At 67.5% G+C, this 15,851-nt stretch carries 14 protein-coding genes; 1 reads left to right on the top strand and 13 read right to left on the bottom strand.

Annotated elements, in window-relative coordinates:
* Positions 1–95: 95 nt before the first annotated feature.
* The 8 genes from CUR21_RS12070 to CUR21_RS12035 form a co-directional block, all read right to left on the bottom strand.
* Positions 96–2,204, bottom strand: a complete 2,109-nt coding sequence (locus CUR21_RS12070; RefSeq protein WP_100197261.1) for a von Willebrand factor type A domain-containing protein — start codon at positions 2,202–2,204, stop codon at positions 96–98.
* A complete protein-coding gene (locus CUR21_RS12065) occupies positions 2,201–2,740 on the bottom strand; it encodes an RNA polymerase sigma factor (protein ID WP_100197533.1) in 540 nt (179 codons plus the stop codon). Before CUR21_RS12065 ends, CUR21_RS12070 begins: the two co-directional genes overlap by 4 nt.
* A gap of 197 nt (positions 2,741–2,937) precedes the next feature.
* Positions 2,938–3,480, bottom strand: coding sequence for a peptidoglycan-binding protein (locus tag CUR21_RS12060; RefSeq protein WP_100197260.1), 543 nt, complete (start codon positions 3,478–3,480; stop codon positions 2,938–2,940).
* Positions 3,481–3,626: 146 nt separating this feature from the next.
* Positions 3,627–5,195: a 5-guanidino-2-oxopentanoate decarboxylase gene (locus CUR21_RS12055; RefSeq protein ID WP_100197259.1), complete on the bottom strand. Its 1,569-nt coding sequence runs from the start codon at positions 5,193–5,195 to the stop codon at positions 3,627–3,629.
* Positions 5,196–5,199: 4 nt separating this feature from the next.
* Positions 5,200–6,375 (bottom strand): pyridoxal phosphate-dependent aminotransferase, encoded by a 1,176-nt coding sequence (locus CUR21_RS12050; RefSeq protein WP_100197258.1) that lies wholly within the window; start codon positions 6,373–6,375, stop codon positions 5,200–5,202.
* Entirely contained in the window at positions 6,372–7,016 is a 645-nt protein-coding gene (locus CUR21_RS12045; protein WP_100197257.1) for a TetR/AcrR family transcriptional regulator, read from the bottom strand. Before CUR21_RS12045 ends, CUR21_RS12050 begins: the two co-directional genes overlap by 4 nt.
* Before the next feature lie 88 nt (positions 7,017–7,104).
* On the bottom strand, positions 7,105–8,007 hold the full coding sequence (locus CUR21_RS12040; RefSeq protein WP_100197256.1) for a cation diffusion facilitator family transporter: 903 nt from the start codon (positions 8,005–8,007) through the stop codon (positions 7,105–7,107).
* An 89-nt stretch (positions 8,008–8,096) separates the two neighbouring features.
* The gene (locus CUR21_RS12035) at positions 8,097–8,798 is read right to left on the bottom strand and encodes an SH3 domain-containing protein (protein WP_232622770.1); all 702 of its coding nucleotides are present in this window, start codon (positions 8,796–8,798) and stop codon (positions 8,097–8,099) included.
* 183 nt (positions 8,799–8,981) lie between these two features.
* On the opposite strand from CUR21_RS12035, the gene CUR21_RS12030 reads away from it, so the two are divergent.
* Entirely contained in the window at positions 8,982–9,968 is a 987-nt protein-coding gene (locus CUR21_RS12030; protein WP_100197255.1) for a D-glycerate dehydrogenase, read from the top strand.
* Between the two features lie 278 nt (positions 9,969–10,246).
* Here the strand turns inward: CUR21_RS12030 and CUR21_RS12025 are convergent, their stop codons facing one another.
* Genes CUR21_RS12025 through mreC form a run of 5 tightly spaced genes read right to left on the bottom strand, consistent with a single transcriptional unit; the run spans position 10,247 to position 15,797 of the window.
* Entirely contained in the window at positions 10,247–11,173 is a 927-nt protein-coding gene (locus CUR21_RS12025; RefSeq protein WP_100197254.1) for a glyoxylate/hydroxypyruvate reductase A, read from the bottom strand.
* Positions 11,174–11,176: 3 nt separating this feature from the next.
* On the bottom strand, positions 11,177–12,316 hold the full coding sequence (rodA, locus tag CUR21_RS12020) for a rod shape-determining protein RodA (RefSeq protein ID WP_100197253.1): 1,140 nt from the start codon (positions 12,314–12,316) through the stop codon (positions 11,177–11,179).
* A gap of 11 nt (positions 12,317–12,327) precedes the next feature.
* Positions 12,328–14,271: a penicillin-binding protein 2 gene (gene mrdA / locus CUR21_RS12015; RefSeq protein ID WP_100197252.1), complete on the bottom strand. Its 1,944-nt coding sequence runs from the start codon at positions 14,269–14,271 to the stop codon at positions 12,328–12,330.
* 10 nt (positions 14,272–14,281) lie between these two features.
* On the bottom strand, positions 14,282–14,830 hold the full coding sequence (locus tag CUR21_RS12010; RefSeq protein WP_100197251.1) for a rod shape-determining protein MreD: 549 nt from the start codon (positions 14,828–14,830) through the stop codon (positions 14,282–14,284).
* A complete protein-coding gene (gene mreC, locus CUR21_RS12005; protein WP_100197250.1) occupies positions 14,814–15,797 on the bottom strand; it encodes a rod shape-determining protein MreC in 984 nt (327 codons plus the stop codon). Before mreC ends, CUR21_RS12010 begins: the two co-directional genes overlap by 17 nt.
* Positions 15,798–15,851: the final 54 nt, after the last annotated feature.

Below are 15,851 nucleotides of genomic sequence, written 5' to 3'. Positions count from 1 at the left end.
ATGCTCCGGCGGGCCTTTTTCTGCGGTGTGATGTGTGCGTCTTGGGGCCGCTTCGCGCATCTTGCGGCGCTCATGGCTGCCAGCGACGACGCCCGTCAGGGCGCAGGCGCGGCGGGCGGGGTCTGTTGCGCCAAGGATTGGGCCAGCCGCATCAGGCTCACCGCCTCGAGCCGATAGCCAAAGGGGTCTGCGCCCCGGTTTGCCTCGGCCAGACGGATGGCCTGATCCCAGCCCCAGTTGCCCAGATCGGGCGCCCCGCGCAGCAATTGGCCAAAGCCCGCGATGGCGGCGGCAAAGCGGACCTCGGGCAGCAGGTCAGCGGGCACATCCTGCGCTTGGATCGGCGCTTCGATCAAGGCGCTGACCGACTCGCGCGGGGCTTTGTAGCGCAGGCGCAAAACGCCCAGCTCGGCAGTGTCCTGCGCCGGGGCCTGAGCGGTGTTCTGCGCGGTCTCAGCCGTGGTGGCCTGTGCCGGGGCAGAGGGCAGCGGGGTGTTCACAAGCGCGGGGCTGCCGGGGGCGGTCACCTCGTAGAGTGCTGTCACTGCATGACCGGCGCCGATTTCGCCTGCGTCAACACCACCGTTGACGTCCGCGCCTTGCGGCGCGCGCGTCTCATAGCCGATCAGACGGTATTCCGCCACTTGGCTGGGGTTCCATTCCACGTCGACCTTCACGTCATCGGCAATGGGGAACAGCGCCCCCGAAAGTTGATCCACCAGCACTTTGCGGGCTTCTTGCAGCGTGTCGATGGTGGTGGCGGTGCCATTCCCGCTTTGCGCCAGCGCCTGCATGGTGGCATCATCCCGCGTGTCGCGGCCAAAGCCCAGCACGGACAGCGCAACACCCGCAGCGCGTTTGCGTGCCACATAGGCGGCCAGCCCCTCGGGATCGTCCACGCCAAGGTTGAAATCGCCATCCGTGGCCAAGAGCACGCGGCTGACCTCGCCCTTTGCGGTCATGCCTTCGGCCAGCCGATAGGCCAGCGCCAACCCTTCGGCCCCGTTGGTTGCGCCGCCGACGTCGAGCCGGTTCAGCGCGGAGAGAATGGTGCCGCGGTCTGAGGCCGGGGTGGGCGCCAGCACCGCCCCCGACGATCCGGCATAGGTGACGATGGCGACCTGATCCTCGGGGCGCAGATCGGGCAGCATCAGGGCCAGCGCTTGCCGCAGCAAAGGCAGTTTGGCCGGGTCATCCATCGAGTCCGAGGTGTCGATCAGGAAGACAAGGTTCAGCGGAGGGCGTGCCGCCACCTCGGGCAGGCGGCCTTGCAGCGCGATATGCACCAACCGCGTCTCAGCATTCCACGGGGTGGGGATCACCGAGACACTGGGGCGAAAGGGCGGCGCCCCCACCTCGGGCGCCGGATAGGCATAGGGGAAATAGTTCACCATCTCCGCGATGCGCACAGCCTCGGGCGGGGGCAGCGCTCCGGCGATCAGACTGTCGCGCAGGCGCGCATACGAGGCCGTATCGACATCGACGGGAAACGCAGAGACCGGGGCTTCGGCCACGCTTTGCACGCGGGCATTGGCGCTGTTGGCAAACACCTCGGCCGCGCTGTCGGAAGCGGCCATCCCCTCGGGCGCGGCGGTGTCCATGGCAGAAGTGTCTGCGAGAGGCGCTTCTGGGGCCAGATCGCCGAGCGGAGCGCTGCGCGAGGTCAGCGGGGCCGCTTCGGGGGCGCCGGGGGCCGCGGCGGCAGGCGCCTTTGCCCCGGGCAGAGGGGCGGGCGCGGCCATGGGCGCTTGCGCTGCCATGGGGGCCGCCTCCGCGCCTTGCGTCGTGATGCCTTGGGCCCCGCCCTGCGCGGCCTCTGGTGCGCGACGAGCCAGTGGGGCCTCGGCTCCGGTTGCGGTCATCGGCTCGGCCACCGGCGGCGCGCTGCGCCGGGCAGGTGGGGCTTCGCCTTGCGGCAGCACCACGAAGAGCCCCACGGCCAGCGCGGCCACCGACGTGGTGGCGGCCAGCATGGGCTTTAGCGTGAAGACGCTCAGCAATCTGGTCAGGCCCTTTGCCAAGCCCGCTTTCACCGGATGATCAGGGCCAGACCGCAGCGGCGGCGTCGGTCCTTGGCGTGACAAGGCCGAGTCTTCATAGGCTTCCATCGCGCGCGCCAAGGCGGCGGCCCGGGCTGTGGGGCTGCTGGCGGGGGCCGCTTTCAGCGCGGCTTTCAGACGGTCAAGCTCGGGGTCGCGGGTCATGCCTGTGCCTCCTCGGCGGCCATGGCGCGCAGCCGTTTTTTCACCTCGGACATCCGCCAAGCGATGGTGCCTTCGGACAGACCCAGCACCGCCCCGGCTTCGGCCTGTGTCATGTCTTCGCCCAAGACCAGCGCCACCGTGTCGCGCAGTTCTGGGGGCAGGCGGCCCATCGACTCACTCAGCCAATCCTGCGCCGCGCGGTCTTGCGCCATGGACTCTTGCCGCGCGATTTCCCAATCGCCCCAGCCATCGGCGGCGCGGTTGCGCACGGCGGCGCGGCGGCGGGCGTCATGCGCCGCATTCACCACCACACGATAAAGCCATGTGGTAAAGCGCGCCTCGGCCCGCCAGCCGCGCAGACGGTGGGGCAGGGCGGCGCAGATGTCTTGCGCCAGATCCTCGGCCTCGGCCTTGCTGCCGGTAAGTCGCCAGCCAAGCGCGAAAATCCGGTCGTAATGCCGCGTCACCAGCGCCGCAAAGGCAGCGCTGTCGCCGCTTGCAGCGGCTAAGGCAAGGGTTTCATCCGGCGTTTCCATCAGCATCACGATAGGTCAGACGCAAGCCGGGGTGCAATCCTTGGCGGAAAATCCGGCAAAAAAGAAAGGCGTCTGCAATTGGCCACAGGGGGCGGGCTGGGGTGGGGGGACGAGGACGCCCCGGCCGGGGACGGGCCGGGGCGCCAAAGCACCGTGCCACGGGGGACAGTTGGGCACGGCGCTGTTCGCAGACCGGATCAGTAGATCAGGCTGTCATAGACGCCATAGGCCCCTGCACGGCTTTCCAGCTGCCGCTCGCCGCCGGTGTCGCGGGCATAGGCCAGCACCGCGCGATAGGTGCCGGGGCCGAAGGAGGCATCCACCGCGCCGGTGTAATAGCCAAAGGCGCGCAGGCGGCTTTGGATCGCGCGGCGCTCGGCGGCTGTGTAATTGTTGAAGGACTGCGCCGCCACCGTGGCATGGACCGAGGTGTTCGACCCGATCACCCGGCCGCTTGTGCTGTGGTGATGGTCATGGCGCGGGCGGGTGTAATGCGGCGGGTGCTGCGGCTGCGGCGCGGGGCGATAGACCGGCTGCGGCTGCGGCGCGGGGCGATACACGGGCTGCGGGCTGCGGGCCTGCGCTTCGTTGATGAGCGCGCCGACGATGACGGCGGCCGCCACGCCCTTGAGGAAATTGCGCTCGTTCTTGCCAAGCGCCTGTGCCGGGGCAGCGGCGGTCAGGGCAAGCGAAAGGGCGGTGACGGTGGCAATCGCGGTGGATTTTGCAGTTCTGAACATCGGGTTTCCTTTCCCAGATATCGCGGGGCTGAGCAGAGCGCCGCTGTGATGAGACCTGAGATGGACCAAACCCCCGCGCTAGGCAAAAACGCGGCGATGTTATGGGATAGCGCCAATGAAACCAATGGCTTAGGATATGGCAGCTTTCACGGCACGCGCAATTCGATGAGCCGGGGGCCGCTGTGCGGGGCGCGCAGGGCGCTGCGCAAGCCCTCTGGATCAAGGGCCAGGCTGGAGAACGGCAGGCCGCAGGCCGCAGCAAAAGGCGCGAGCGCAAGGGGAGAAGGGTCGCAGCCAATGACCTCGGCGCCCGCGCCCGCCATGGCTTCGGCGATCTCGCGATAGCCTGCGTTGTTCCAGACGACAAAGGTGATGGGCAGGCCTTCATCACAGGCGCAACGCAATTCAGCGGCGCTGAATTGTAGCCCGCCATCTCCGATCAGGCAGACCACCGGCACGCCGGGCGCGCCCAAGGCGGCCCCGATGGCGGCGCCGGGGCCAAAGCCCAAGGCGCCATAGCCGGTGGCCGCGTTGAACCAGCCTCCCGCGCGGTCATGATCGTAAAACAGGTTCGCCGCATAGATCGGCTGGGTGCTGTCGCCCACAAAGATCGCCCCCGGCACGGCGGCGCGCAGGGACTCGACGATGGCAAGCTGCGCGGGCATGTCGGCGCGCAGTTGCGCCAGTTCCGTGCGGGCCGCGTCGCGGCAGCGGGCGGCGCGCGCCGCGCCCTCGGCTTGCCTTGCGCGCACCCCGGCCAAGGCGGTCAGCGCCGCATCCGCCTCTGCCGTGATGCGCAACGCCGCCGGGTGCCGCGCCAGTTGCGCGGGGCAGATGTCCACACGGATCATCCCCGACAGGTCGGGAAAGCCGCCCCGCAGATACATGTCGTAATCCGTCGGGCCAAGTTCCGTGCCCACCGCCAGCACCTGATCGGCCTCGGCGATCAGCGCACGCACGGCGTCCAGACTGGGCGAGGCGGGCACGCCCAAAGGATGGCCGAACATCAGCCCGCGCGCGTTCACCGTTTGCACCACCGGGGCGTCCAGCCGCTCGGCCAGCGCGCGCAAGGCCGGGCCTGCCGCCCGCGCGCCGCCGCCCGCAAGGATCACCACCCGCGCCGCCGCATCCAGCCGCGCTACGGCCTGAGCCAGTCCTTCGGCCTCTGGCGCGCGGCGCGGCACGGCGGCGGGCGGCGGCAAGGCGGCGGCCTCCAGCGCCATCACATCGGTCGGCACCTCGATATGCACCGGGCCGGGGCGGCCCCCCAGCATCAGGTCAAAAGCGCGGTCGAGCACCGGGCCCAGCATCTCGGGCGCGGTGACGCGCAGGCTGGGGCAAAGCGCGCGCACCATCCCCGCCTGATCGGGCAATTCATGCAGATGGCCCAGCCCCTTGCCCAAGCTGTCGCGACGGTTGACGCCGGACACCACCAGCATCGGAACCGAATCGGCGCGCGCCTGTGCCATTGCGGTGAGTGCATTGGTGAGCCCCGGCCCGGTGATCACGAAGGCCACGCCGGGCCGCCCGGTCACCCGCGCATAGCCATCGGCCATGAAGGCGGCGCCTTGCTCGTGCCGGGGGGTCACATGACGCAGCCCCGATCCGGCCAGACCGCGGTACAACTCCACCGTATGGACACCCGGAATTCCGAACACCACCTCCACCCCGCGCGCCGCCAGACCTTCCACCAAGCGCATGCCCACCGTTGCCATGGCCTTACCTCCGCCCTTGTGCAAAGCGCGCGATGCGCGCCGCCGCTTCGTCCATCACCGCATCGGGCTGCGTCAGACTGATCCGCAGCCAGCCCGCCAAGCCAGAGCCAAAGCTTTCGCCCGGCATGCAGGCCACGCCTTCGGCCTCGAGCAGGGCCAGCGCAAAGGCCTCGCCGTCCAACCCCTGCGCGCGCACGTCCAGCAGCGCAAACATGCCCGCATCGGGGCGATGGACGCGCAGCCCGGCCACCCCGTCCAACGCCTCCGCCAGCCGCGCGGCGCGGGCGGCATAGCGGGCCGCCATTCCCCCCGCGACGGGCGAGGGGGCGGTGATCGCATCCGCCGTGGCATCGGCCAGAAAGGGCTGGTTGCCGAACAGCATGGTTTCGGCCAGCGGCAAGGCGCGCGCAACAAAGGCGGCAGGCCCGGCACACCAGCCCGAACGAAAGCCGGGGGCCGCATGGGATTTGGAAATCGAGGCCGCCGCAATCACCCGCTCGGCCAGATCCGGGTCAGAGAGTGGCGAGTGAAACGCAGTGCCTTCAAACACCAGCTCTTCATACACTTCATCCGACAGGACCCACAGATCATGCGCCCGCGCCACCGCCCCCAAGGCGGCGATGTCGTCGGGGCGCAGCACCGCGCCGGTGGGATTGTGAGGGGTGTTCAGGAACAGCACCCGGCTGCGCGGCGTGATGCGCGCCGCCACATCTTCCGCTTGCATGCGGAACCCATGCTCGGGGCGCAAGGGCACCGGCACCATGCGGGCACCACTGGCGCGGATCACCCCTTCATAGGTGGCATACATCGGATCGCCCACCAGCACCTCGTCGCCGGGGCCTGCCAAGGCCCGCAAGACCAGATAGAGCACGGTTTGCGTGCCGGGCAGGCACAGGAACTGATCGGGGGTAAAGACGCGCCCGCGCCGCGTGCTGTAGCGCGCGGCCAGCGCCTGCAGAAGCCCCGATTCCCCCCGGCCGTTGGAATAGCCGGTGCGTCCGGCGGCCAGCGCAGCCTCCGCCACTTCCATCAGGCGCTTCGGGGGTGGGGTGTCCGGCTCGCCGATTGTCAGCTCCAGCACCTGCCGCCCTTCGGCCTTGAGCGCGCGCGCCCGCAGATGGACCCCCCATTTGGCGCCTCCCAGCCCCGCCAGATCGTCCAGAACATCCGCGTATTTCATGGTGCCTCATCTGTGGTCTGTGTGGGGGGCAGGGCGGTGCCCAAGATCGCCGCGATCGCCTGAAGGCCGATCTGCTCCAGCTCTTGCGGGGCAAAGCCTTCGGGCAGGGTGCCACCTTCCAGCCACAGCCCGTCGATCACGGCATTGCAGGCGATGGCCAGCGCCCGGGCCTGCACAGGATCGCCCTTGCCGGGCAGCGTTTGAATCAGGGCCTGTAGCCGGTTGCGATAGCCCAGATAGGTGGCCTCATGCACCGCGCGCATCATGGGATCGCGCTGCACCAGATGCAGAAATCCCGCCCAAAGCCGGACGCGATCGCCGGTCATCACCGGCGGGCGCAGGCTTGCCGCAACAAAGGCCGCCAACCGCGCCGCCGGATCATCGGGCGCGGTCAGCGTGGCGCGCAGGCTTTGTTCGGCCATGCGCTCCATCAAGGCGGCATAGGCGGCGCGGGTCAGATCGTCCTTGGTCTGGAAGTAATGCCGGATCAGTCCCGGGGTGATTCCGGCCCGGTCGGCAATGGCCCGCACCGTGGCGGCCTGTGCTCCGCCTTCCGCCATCAGCTCCAGCGCGGCCGTGATCAGCGCCTCCCGTCGGCTTTCCTGCGACTCGCGGCGATATGGGCGGCGGTCTTCGGCCATGGCTCTCCCTTGTTATACGCTTGTATAATCACCCGAGCATAGGACAATCCCAAGCAAGAGGGAATCCTGTTTCACCGCTGTGGCAGACTCATTTCGCGTTTGGCTGCTGCTCCGACGCGGCGCTGACGTCTTTGTGCACGATGACATCGGCCTGCGGATAGGCCTCGAGGATCGCGCGGCGCAGGGCGGCGCCGATGTCATGCGCCTGCCGCAACGGCAGATGACCGTCGAGCTCGATATGGATCTGCACGAAGATGCGGCTCCCTGCCATCCGGGTCTTGATGTCGTGAAAGCCCTGCACCCCGGGCCAGTCGCGGGCAATCGCCTCGATCCCCGCGATCACCGACGGATCGGCACGCCGGTCCATCAGCGCGTGAAAGGCGTCGCGCCCGATCCGAAGCGCCCCCAAGGCCAGCATCCCTGCCGCCGCAAGCGCCACCACCGAGTCCACCGCCGTGAGCCCGAAGGCACGGGAGGCCCAGAGCGACGCAATGGCCCCGATGTTGGGCAACAGATCGCCCAGATAATGCAGCCGGTCGGCCGCCACCACCTTGTTGCCGGTGCGCCGCGCCACCCGACCCTGCCACATCACCAGCGCCAGCGTGAGCACGATAGAGATCGCCATCACGCCCATGCCCACGCCTTCGCGCGACAGCGCTTCTGGCTCTGGGGCCAGCAGCCGCTGCACAGAGGCCACCGCAATCACCCCGGCCGAGACCAGAATGAACAGCGCTTGCCCCAGCGAGGCCAGATCCTCGGCCGAGGTATGGCCAAAGGCATGGTCTTCATCGGCGGGCTTGGCCGCATAGAGAATGGCCGCCATCGCCATCAGGCTGACCATCAGGTCCATCGCACTGTCCGCCAAAGAGGCCGCGACCGACAGCGCCCCGGTCTGCCCCAGCGCCCAGAGCTTGAGCACCACCAGCACCAGCGCAACACAGACCGAGGCCACGCCCGCCGACAAGTTCAACCGGGTCTGATCGGATGCCATCTGCGCTTCCTTCTTCTGTCAAAGGTCGCATGCGCTACAGCAAGACCGTGGTCAAGCGCAAGCCAAGAGCGTGGCCTTTTGCGGGCCGGTCAGTCGATCACCTCATCGGCGGTGACACCCCAGAGGCTCGACACCGGCGTCCAGCCGCGCTGGGTGTCGACCGAAACCCGGCACCAGCCGTCCTTGCAGGTGATCACCCGCGCGACCACGCCGCGCTCGGCCTTGAACGCCTCGAGCGAGGCCGTGTCGGCGCGGCTGTAGAAGGTGGCCATCTCATCGGCCACCATCACCGAACGCACGCCCGACAATAGCGCATAATGCACCCAGCCGCCCAGCCCTTCGGCATCTTCGACCCGGCGCCAATGGCCGTGTTCGGCCGTGACCTTGAGCGGCATGCCGACCCGGGTGAACACCCAATCGATCCGGTGCGACAGGCCCGGCCCGCGCCGGGCATTGCCTTCGCTGGACTTGAGCGAGACATAGCGCGGCAGCGGCAGGTTGGTGACGGCCCCCTTGTTGGGATCGCGCGGCGCAGGGGCAGCGACCGGTGCCGGGCGCGGCGCGGGCGGACCCAGCGGCAGCGAGGCGGGCGGTGTGCCGGTGGCTTCGCTCGCGGTCAGAGGCGCTTCGGCATCTTCCTCCTCGCCCGCCTCGGGGGCGGTCTCGACCGGGGCCGGGGCTGCGATCAGCACCGGATTCGGCTTGGGCCGCACCGTCTGTGCCCCGGCGTCCGAGACCATCCCGATCAGGGCTAGGCCCAGAACCGGGGCCAGAACCACCGCCTTCAGCATGCCGCTCACCATCTTCCTGTGGCCGGGTGTTGCCCCGGTTTGTTGCTTCTGCCATCGCGCGGCCCGGGCGGGCCGCAAACACTCAACGCCCCGGATCTGCTTGCTTAGGGTCTTGTGCCCCGCGCCGGTTGCCGTCACCTTGCCCTCAGGCAGCTGCCAAGATCAAGTCCAGGGAGGCTGAAGATGCCCGCACAACGGCTGAGTGTTGTAGTCACGCGACGGTTGCCGGAACCGGTCGAGACACGGATGAAGGAACTCTTCGATGTGGAGCTGCGCGACCCCGATACACGGATGTCACGCGAGGAGCTGACGCAGGCGATGCGCCGCGCAGATGTGCTGGTGCCTTGCGTGACCGATCAGATCGATGCCGCCCTGATCGGGCAGGCCGGCGACAAGCTGAAGCTGATCGCCAATTACGGGGCAGGGGTCGACCACATTGATGTGGCCACCGCCCGCCAGCGCGGGATTCTGGTGTCGAACACCCCCGGCGTGGTGACCGAAGACACCGCCGACATGACGCTGGCGCTGATCATGGCGGTGACGCGCCGGATCCCCGAAGGTCTGGCGGTGATGCAGGCCGGAGACTGGGAAGGCTGGGCCCCCACCGCCTTTCTGGGCGGGCGGCTGGGCGGCAAACGGCTGGGCATTCTGGGCATGGGCCGCATCGGGCAGGCGGTGGCGCGCCGCGCCCGCGCCTTTGGCATGCAGGTGCATTACAACAACCGCAAGCGTCTGCGGCCCGATGTCGAGGCCGAACTGGACGCCACCTGGTGGGAAAGTCTGGACCAGATGGTCAGCCGGATGGACATTCTGTCCATCAACTGCCCGCACACGCCGTCGACCTATCACCTGATGAATGCGCGGCGGCTCAAGCTGATGAAGCCAACGGCGGTGATCGTGAACACCTCGCGCGGGGAGGTGATCGATGAAAACGCCCTGACGCGCGGCCTGCGCGCGGGCGAGCTGGCGGGGGCGGGGCTCGATGTGTTCGAACACGGGCATGAGGTGAACCCGCGCCTGCGCGAATTGCCCAATGTGGTGCTGCTGCCGCATATGGGGAGCGCCACCCGCGAAGGCCGCATCGAAATGGGGGAAAAGGTCATCCTGAACATCAAGACCTTCGCCGACGGCCACCGCCCCCCGGATCAGGTGGTGCCGGGCCAGCTGTAAGTGACTTTTAACAGAGCGGCTGCGCCGCGTTGTCTTTGTCTCGGCTCTGGCCTGCGGCCAACCGTCTCGGGGATCAGGGGCTTCGCCCCTCGCCGCCCGAAGAGGGGCGGCTCACCCCAGAGTATTTGGGAAAGCTGCAAAGAGAGCTGCGGGCTTGCACCTTTTTCAAATACTCCCCGCGCGGAGCGCCTCTTCCGAGGCGGTTGGCCGCAGGCCAGAGCCGAGACAAAAACAGTGCGGCGCAGCCGCTCTATTGGATCCTGCGGGGAGTTGCGGGCTCAGTAGCCCAAGGCACGGTCGACGCGGTGCAGCAGCGCTGCGCCGGATTCGGCGCGGCGGATGTTTTCCGCGATCACCCCGGACGCCGAATCCGCGCGGGTATCAGCCGCGATATGGGGGGTGACGGTGACTTTGGGATGCGCCCAGAACGGGTGGTCCTGCGGCAAGGGTTCCACCCGGAACACATCCAATGTGGCATGGCCGATCTGGCCTTGGTCGAGCGCGGCGAGCAAGGCGTCATCGTCGATCAGCGGGCCTCGGCCCGGGTTCAGGATCACGGCGCCGCGCGCGGGCAGCGCCAGGGTTTCCGCGTTCAGCGTGTTCTCTGTCTCGGGCGTGCGGGGCAGCAGTGTCACCACGATCTGCGCCCCGGTCAGGGCTGCGCGCAGCCCCTCCGGTCCTGACAGGCAGCGCAGGCCCGGCACCGATTTTGGCGACCGGCTCCAGCCGGTCACCGGAAAGTTCAGTGCGGCCAGCGCCTGTGCGCAGGCGGTGCCTAGCGCGCCAAGACCCAGCACGGTGACGGGGCGGTGGCGGGCGAGGGGGGCGGGGTCGGGCACCCAGGCGTGGCTCGGGTTCACGATATGCGCGTCCATGCCCAGATGATGACGCAAGGCATGGCCCACCACCCATTCCACCATGCCCTCGGTCAGCGAGGGGTCCACCATCCGGCACAAGGGCTGCGTCAGCGTGGGATTGCCCACGATGCGCTCGACCCCCGCCCAAAGCGACAGCACCGCCTTGGCCCGGGTGAAGGGGCGGAAATCCTGCAAAGGCGCGCTGGGCGCGTAGACGATGTAATCCACCGTCTCGGGGGCCGCCTCCAGCACCACCTGCGCGCGCAGCCCCGCCGACTTGAGCGCTTGCGGCAGCGGGTCACGGTATTCGTCCCACAGCGCGGGCGCGGCGAAAAGGACGGTGATCATGTTCTACCTCGGTCTGTGGACATGGGCGCTTTGGATCAGGCCAAAGGCCAGCAAAAGCACCAGCATCGCCGATCCGCCATAAGACAGGAAAGGCAGCGGAATGCCGACCACCGGGGCCAGCCCCATCACCATGGCCAGATTGATCGCGAGATAAAAGAAGAAGTTGGCCGCGATGCCCAGAATCAGCAGCAAGGAGAAACGGTCCTTGTTCTGCATGGCCGAGACATAGCAGAACACCAGGATCAGCGCGTAAAGCACCAGAAGGCTGAGCACCCCGACAAAGCCGAATTCCTCGCCCAGCGTGGTGAAGATGAAGTCGGTGTGCTTTTCGGGCAGGAAGTTCAGGCGGCTTTGGGTGCCTTGCATGAAGCCCTTGCCGTTCCAGCCGCCTGATCCCAGCGCGATTTGCGCCTGAATGATGTTATAGCCTGCGCCCAGCGGGTCGGAGGTGGGGTCGAGAAAGGTGTCGATCCGGCGGAACTGATAATCGTGCAGCAGCTGCCAATCGGTGCCCCGGCTGGCCATCACCGCCCAGATCACGCTGACCACCGCGCTGATCACCACCGCGAAATACCACCAGCTGACGCCTGCGAGCAGCATCACCGTGCCTCCGATCATCAGCAGGATCAGCGCGGTGCCAAGGTTGGGCTGCATCAGCACCAGAACGGTGGGGATCGCGGTCAGCACCACCGGGATCAGCACCCAGAACAGCCGCGAGGTTTTCTTGACATCCAGCCAGTCGTAATAGGCCGCCAGCATCATCACCAGCGTGACCTTCATCAGCTCCGAGGGTTGCAGGCGCATGCCGCCCACCTCGATCCAGCGTTGCGCCCCCATCCCCATGGTGCCGAAGAATTCCACCACCAAAAGCAGCAGCACCGAAACGCCATAGGCGAGCAGCGACATGTTGCGCCAGAACCAGATCGGCACGAAGGCGATGAACATCATCACCACCATCCCCAGCGCAAAGACCTGCATCTGTCGCCCGGCCCAAGGCTCGAACCGGCCGCCCGCGATCGAATACAGCGCGAGCCAGCCCACGGCCGACACGGCGGTGACCAGCACGATCAGCGGCCAGTTCAGATGCAGCACCTTGCGCAGGCCGGTGGGCACGAATTTGACGCGGTATTCCAGAAAGCTCATGCCCCGGCTCCTCAGGCGCGCGAGGTGTCGGGGGCGCGGCCCTCGGCATCGCGCAGCGGCAGCTTTTCCAGCATCGAGGCGATGCGGTTGCGCTGGCTGGACGGATAGGCGCTGAGCGGGGGTAGCCCGTCGCTGAGCGCGCGCAGGATGGCGTCGCGCGCGATGGGGGCCGCCGCGGTGGAGCCGCCGCCGCCATGCTCCACCACCACCGACACCGCATAGCGGGGGTTGGTGTAGGGCGCATAGCCCACGAACAGCGCATGGTCGCGCCGGTTCCACGGCAACTGATCGTTGGAAATCACCCCGCGCGCCCGTTCGGCGGCGGTGATGTTGCGCACTTGGCTGGTGCCGGTCTTGCCCGCCCAGACCAGTGCGTCATCCACGATGCGGGACGAGGTGGCGGTGCCGCGTTCACCGTTCATCACCGCATACATGCCTGACCGGATCTTGCGCATGATTTCTTCGGAAATGCCCATGTCGGGCGCTTCGGCCACCGGCACCTCCTTGCCATCGATCGAGCGCACGAGGCGCGGCACCACGGCGCGGCCTGTTGCAATGCGCGCGGTCATCACCGCAAGCTGCAAGGGCGAGGCCAGAACATAGCCTTGGCCGATGCTCGCGTTGATGGTGTCGCCGATGCGCCAGTCCTGCTTGTGGCGTTCCTGCTTCCAGGCGCGGTTGGGCATGATGCCATCGGCAATCGCCGACATCGGCAGATCGTGGCGGATGCCAAGGCCAAATCGCTTGCCCATCTCGGCGATCTTCTCGATCCCGACCCGCTGCGCGATGTCGTAATAATAAACGTCGCAGCTTTCGGCGAGCGACTTTTCAAGGTTCACTGACCCATGGCCTGCGCGTTTCCAGCAGTGAAAGCGCCGCCCGCCAAATTCCAGATGGCCGGGGCAGCGCACGCTGGTGTTGACGGTGATCAGCCCGGCCTCAAGCGCGGCCAGCGCGGTGATCATCTTGAAGGTCGATCCCGGTGGATAAACGCCCTGCACCGTCTTGTTGGCCAAGGGGCGGTGGTCGTTTTCCATCAGGCTGTTGTAATCCGTGTGGCTGATGCCGCGCACGAACAGGTTCGGGTCGAACGAGGGCGACGAGACAATGGCGATCAGATCGCCATTGGTCACATCCATCACCACGGCGGCGGCGGATTCATCGCCCAGCCGCGCCTGTATGAAGTTCTGCACATCGGCATCGATGGTCAGCCGCACGTCCGAGCCGGGATCGCCCTCTTCGCGCTCCAGCTCACGCATGACGCGGCCCACGGCGTTCACCTCGATCCGGCGGGTGCCGGCGCGGCCGCGCAGCTCGGCCTCCATCCAGCGCTCCACCCCGATCTTGCCGATCTGGAACTTGGGGATGCGCAGCAGCGGGTCCGGGCTTTCCAGCTCGGCCAGATCGCGGTCCGACACCGGGCCGACATAGCCCAGCACATGCGCGAAATCGGTGTCGCGCGGGTATTGGCGGCTGAGGCCCACCTCGGGCGAGACGCCGGGCAGGGCCGGGGCGTTCAGCGCCACCTTTGACATGTCATCCCAGCTGAGCCGGTCAGCCACCGTGATCGGGGCAAAGGGGCTGGTGCGGCGCATCTCCTTGGTGGTGCGGTCCAGATCTTCGGCGCTCAGCGGGATGATATGGGCAAGCTTGGCCAGAACCGCGTCCACATCCCCGGCATCCTCGCGCGTGATGACCACACGGTAATTCTGCTCATTCCCGGCCAGAACCTTGCCGTTGCGATCCTGAATCAACCCGCGCGCGGGCGGGATCAGCCGGATCGAGATGCGGTTTTCCTCGGCCAGCAGCTTGAACTGATCGGCCTGATCCACCGAAAGATAGCGCATCCGCGCGCCCAGCACCGCAAACATCGCGGTCATCGCGCCGCCCATCAGCAGGGCGCGGCGATGGGTGACACTGGCGCTTTCTTCGGTTTCCTTCGGGCTGCGTCTCACGTCCTGCCCCTTATACCCTACGTCCGTAATTGTCGACTTCGCCCGTGGCGGGCTTGCGCAAGTCAAAGGCCAGACGGCTGGCCCCGACCACCACAGGGTAACACAGGATCGACCACAAAACCTGCATCATGGCAAAGCCGAATGCCGGTTGCGGCAGGAACGATAGCGTGAACGCCAGTCGATAGGCCAAAAGGCATGCGATCATCAGCCCCGCCACCATGAACCATTCTGCCACCAGCGTCAGTTCGCGGGTCAGCGCGACACGATTGCGCACGAATTCCACCGCCAGCACCACCAGCGCCGTCCACAGGCCCGGTGGCCGCAGTAGGATCATGTCCTCCAAAAGCAGCACCATGGCCAACAGCCAGACCGGCAGATAATCGGGCCGCCGTGTGGCCCAAGCAAAGATCAGGCACAGCAACAGATCCGGCCCCGGCCAATCCCCGGCTTCTGATCCCAAGGGCAGCAGGCGGACATAAAGCAGCACCACCGCGATGGCCACGAACAGCCCGCGATAGAACCAGACGCTGGAGCGCAGCGCGTCACCCACTGTTGCCATCCGTCTCGGTGCTGGCATCGGCATCGGGCTCGGCCTCGGGCTGATTGCCGCGCGCAGGCAGGGCTTCGGTGTTCAGGGCGCCACTGGTATCGGGGCCATCGGGCAGCAGCGGCGGCGCCACCAGCGCCCCTGCATCGGTGATCGGCGCAAGCTCATGGCTGCGCAGCACGCGCAGGAATTCCAGCCGCTGATAATCCGCGCTCAGGCTGACGCGCAGGCGGCGGTCATTGCCCAGCACCACTTGCCCCACCAGCAGGCCCGCCGGGAACATGCCGCCATCGCCCGAACTGACCACGCGGTCGCCGGGGCGCACCTCATCGGATTTCTCCAGAAACTCCAGCGGGGGCAGGGCGGTGTTGTCGCCCGACAACAGCCCCTTCTGCCCCGAAGGCTGCACCGTCACCGGGATGCGGCTGTTGGTATCGGTCAGCAGGATCACCCGCGCCGTCCGCTCGCCGACGCCGGAAATCCGCCCCACCACGCCGATGCCATCCATCGTGGCCCAGCCATCCAAAATGCCGTCGCGCGCGCCCACGTTGATCAGCACCGATTGCCGGAACGGGCTGCCGCTGTCGGCCAGAACCTGACCTGTCACATGGGTCAGCTTCGGGTCCAGCCGCACCTGATTGAGGTCCAGAAGCCGCGCATTCTGTTGCTCCAGCTGCAAAGCCGCCTCGCGCCACGCCTTCATCTGCTGCAATTCGCGGCGCAGATCCTGATTCTGCGCATGCAGGCTGGCATAGCTTTGAAACTGCTCGATCATCCCGGCGGCGGTGGTGACAGGGGCCATGGCCCAGTCGAAAGACGGCACCACCCGGTCGATCAGCGCCGCGCGGAACCGCTCGACCCGAGGGCTGTCGATCCGCCACAGCAGAAACAGCCCCAGCAGCGCCAGCACCAGAATCCCCACCAGAACCCGGCGCAGCGGGCGCGAGAAATCTTCGGGGTCGGTCCGCGTCTTTGCCATGCCGGTCTTCAGTTCCGCCTGTCACGCCCGGCCCTTTGGCCGTGGCTTCCACTC

Source organism: Pseudorhodobacter sp. MZDSW-24AT, assembly GCF_002794355.1.
Taxonomy (GTDB): domain Bacteria; phylum Pseudomonadota; class Alphaproteobacteria; order Rhodobacterales; family Rhodobacteraceae; genus Pseudotabrizicola.
Note: the sequence above shows the minus strand (reverse complement) of the source record. Positions and strands in the feature narration are given on the sequence as shown.

Bases quoted from the DNA above. Each gene is read 5' to 3' on its own strand.
- CUR21_RS12070 (WP_100197261.1), bottom strand. From the start codon at position 2,204: ATGACCCGCGACCCCGAGCTTGACCGTCTGAAAGCCGCGCTGAAAGCG.
- CUR21_RS12065 (WP_100197533.1), bottom strand. From the start codon at position 2,740: ATGGAAACGCCGGATGAAACCCTTGCCTTAGCCGCTGCAAGCGGCGAC.
- CUR21_RS12060 (WP_100197260.1), bottom strand. From the start codon at position 3,480: ATGTTCAGAACTGCAAAATCCACCGCGATTGCCACCGTCACCGCCCTT.
- CUR21_RS12055 (WP_100197259.1), bottom strand. From the start codon at position 5,195: ATGGCAACGGTGGGCATGCGCTTGGTGGAAGGTCTGGCGGCGCGCGGG.
- CUR21_RS12050 (WP_100197258.1), bottom strand. From the start codon at position 6,375: ATGAAATACGCGGATGTTCTGGACGATCTGGCGGGGCTGGGAGGCGCC.
- CUR21_RS12045 (WP_100197257.1), bottom strand. From the start codon at position 7,016: ATGGCCGAAGACCGCCGCCCATATCGCCGCGAGTCGCAGGAAAGCCGA.
- CUR21_RS12040 (WP_100197256.1), bottom strand. From the start codon at position 8,007: ATGGCATCCGATCAGACCCGGTTGAACTTGTCGGCGGGCGTGGCCTCG.
- CUR21_RS12035 (WP_232622770.1), bottom strand. From the start codon at position 8,798: ATGCTGAAGGCGGTGGTTCTGGCCCCGGTTCTGGGCCTAGCCCTGATC.
- CUR21_RS12030 (WP_100197255.1), top strand. From the start codon at position 8,982: ATGCCCGCACAACGGCTGAGTGTTGTAGTCACGCGACGGTTGCCGGAA.
- CUR21_RS12025 (WP_100197254.1), bottom strand. From the start codon at position 11,173: ATGATCACCGTCCTTTTCGCCGCGCCCGCGCTGTGGGACGAATACCGT.
- rodA (WP_100197253.1), bottom strand. From the start codon at position 12,316: ATGAGCTTTCTGGAATACCGCGTCAAATTCGTGCCCACCGGCCTGCGC.
- CUR21_RS12010 (WP_100197251.1), bottom strand. From the start codon at position 14,830: ATGGCAACAGTGGGTGACGCGCTGCGCTCCAGCGTCTGGTTCTATCGC.
- mreC (WP_100197250.1), bottom strand. From the start codon at position 15,797: ATGGCAAAGACGCGGACCGACCCCGAAGATTTCTCGCGCCCGCTGCGC.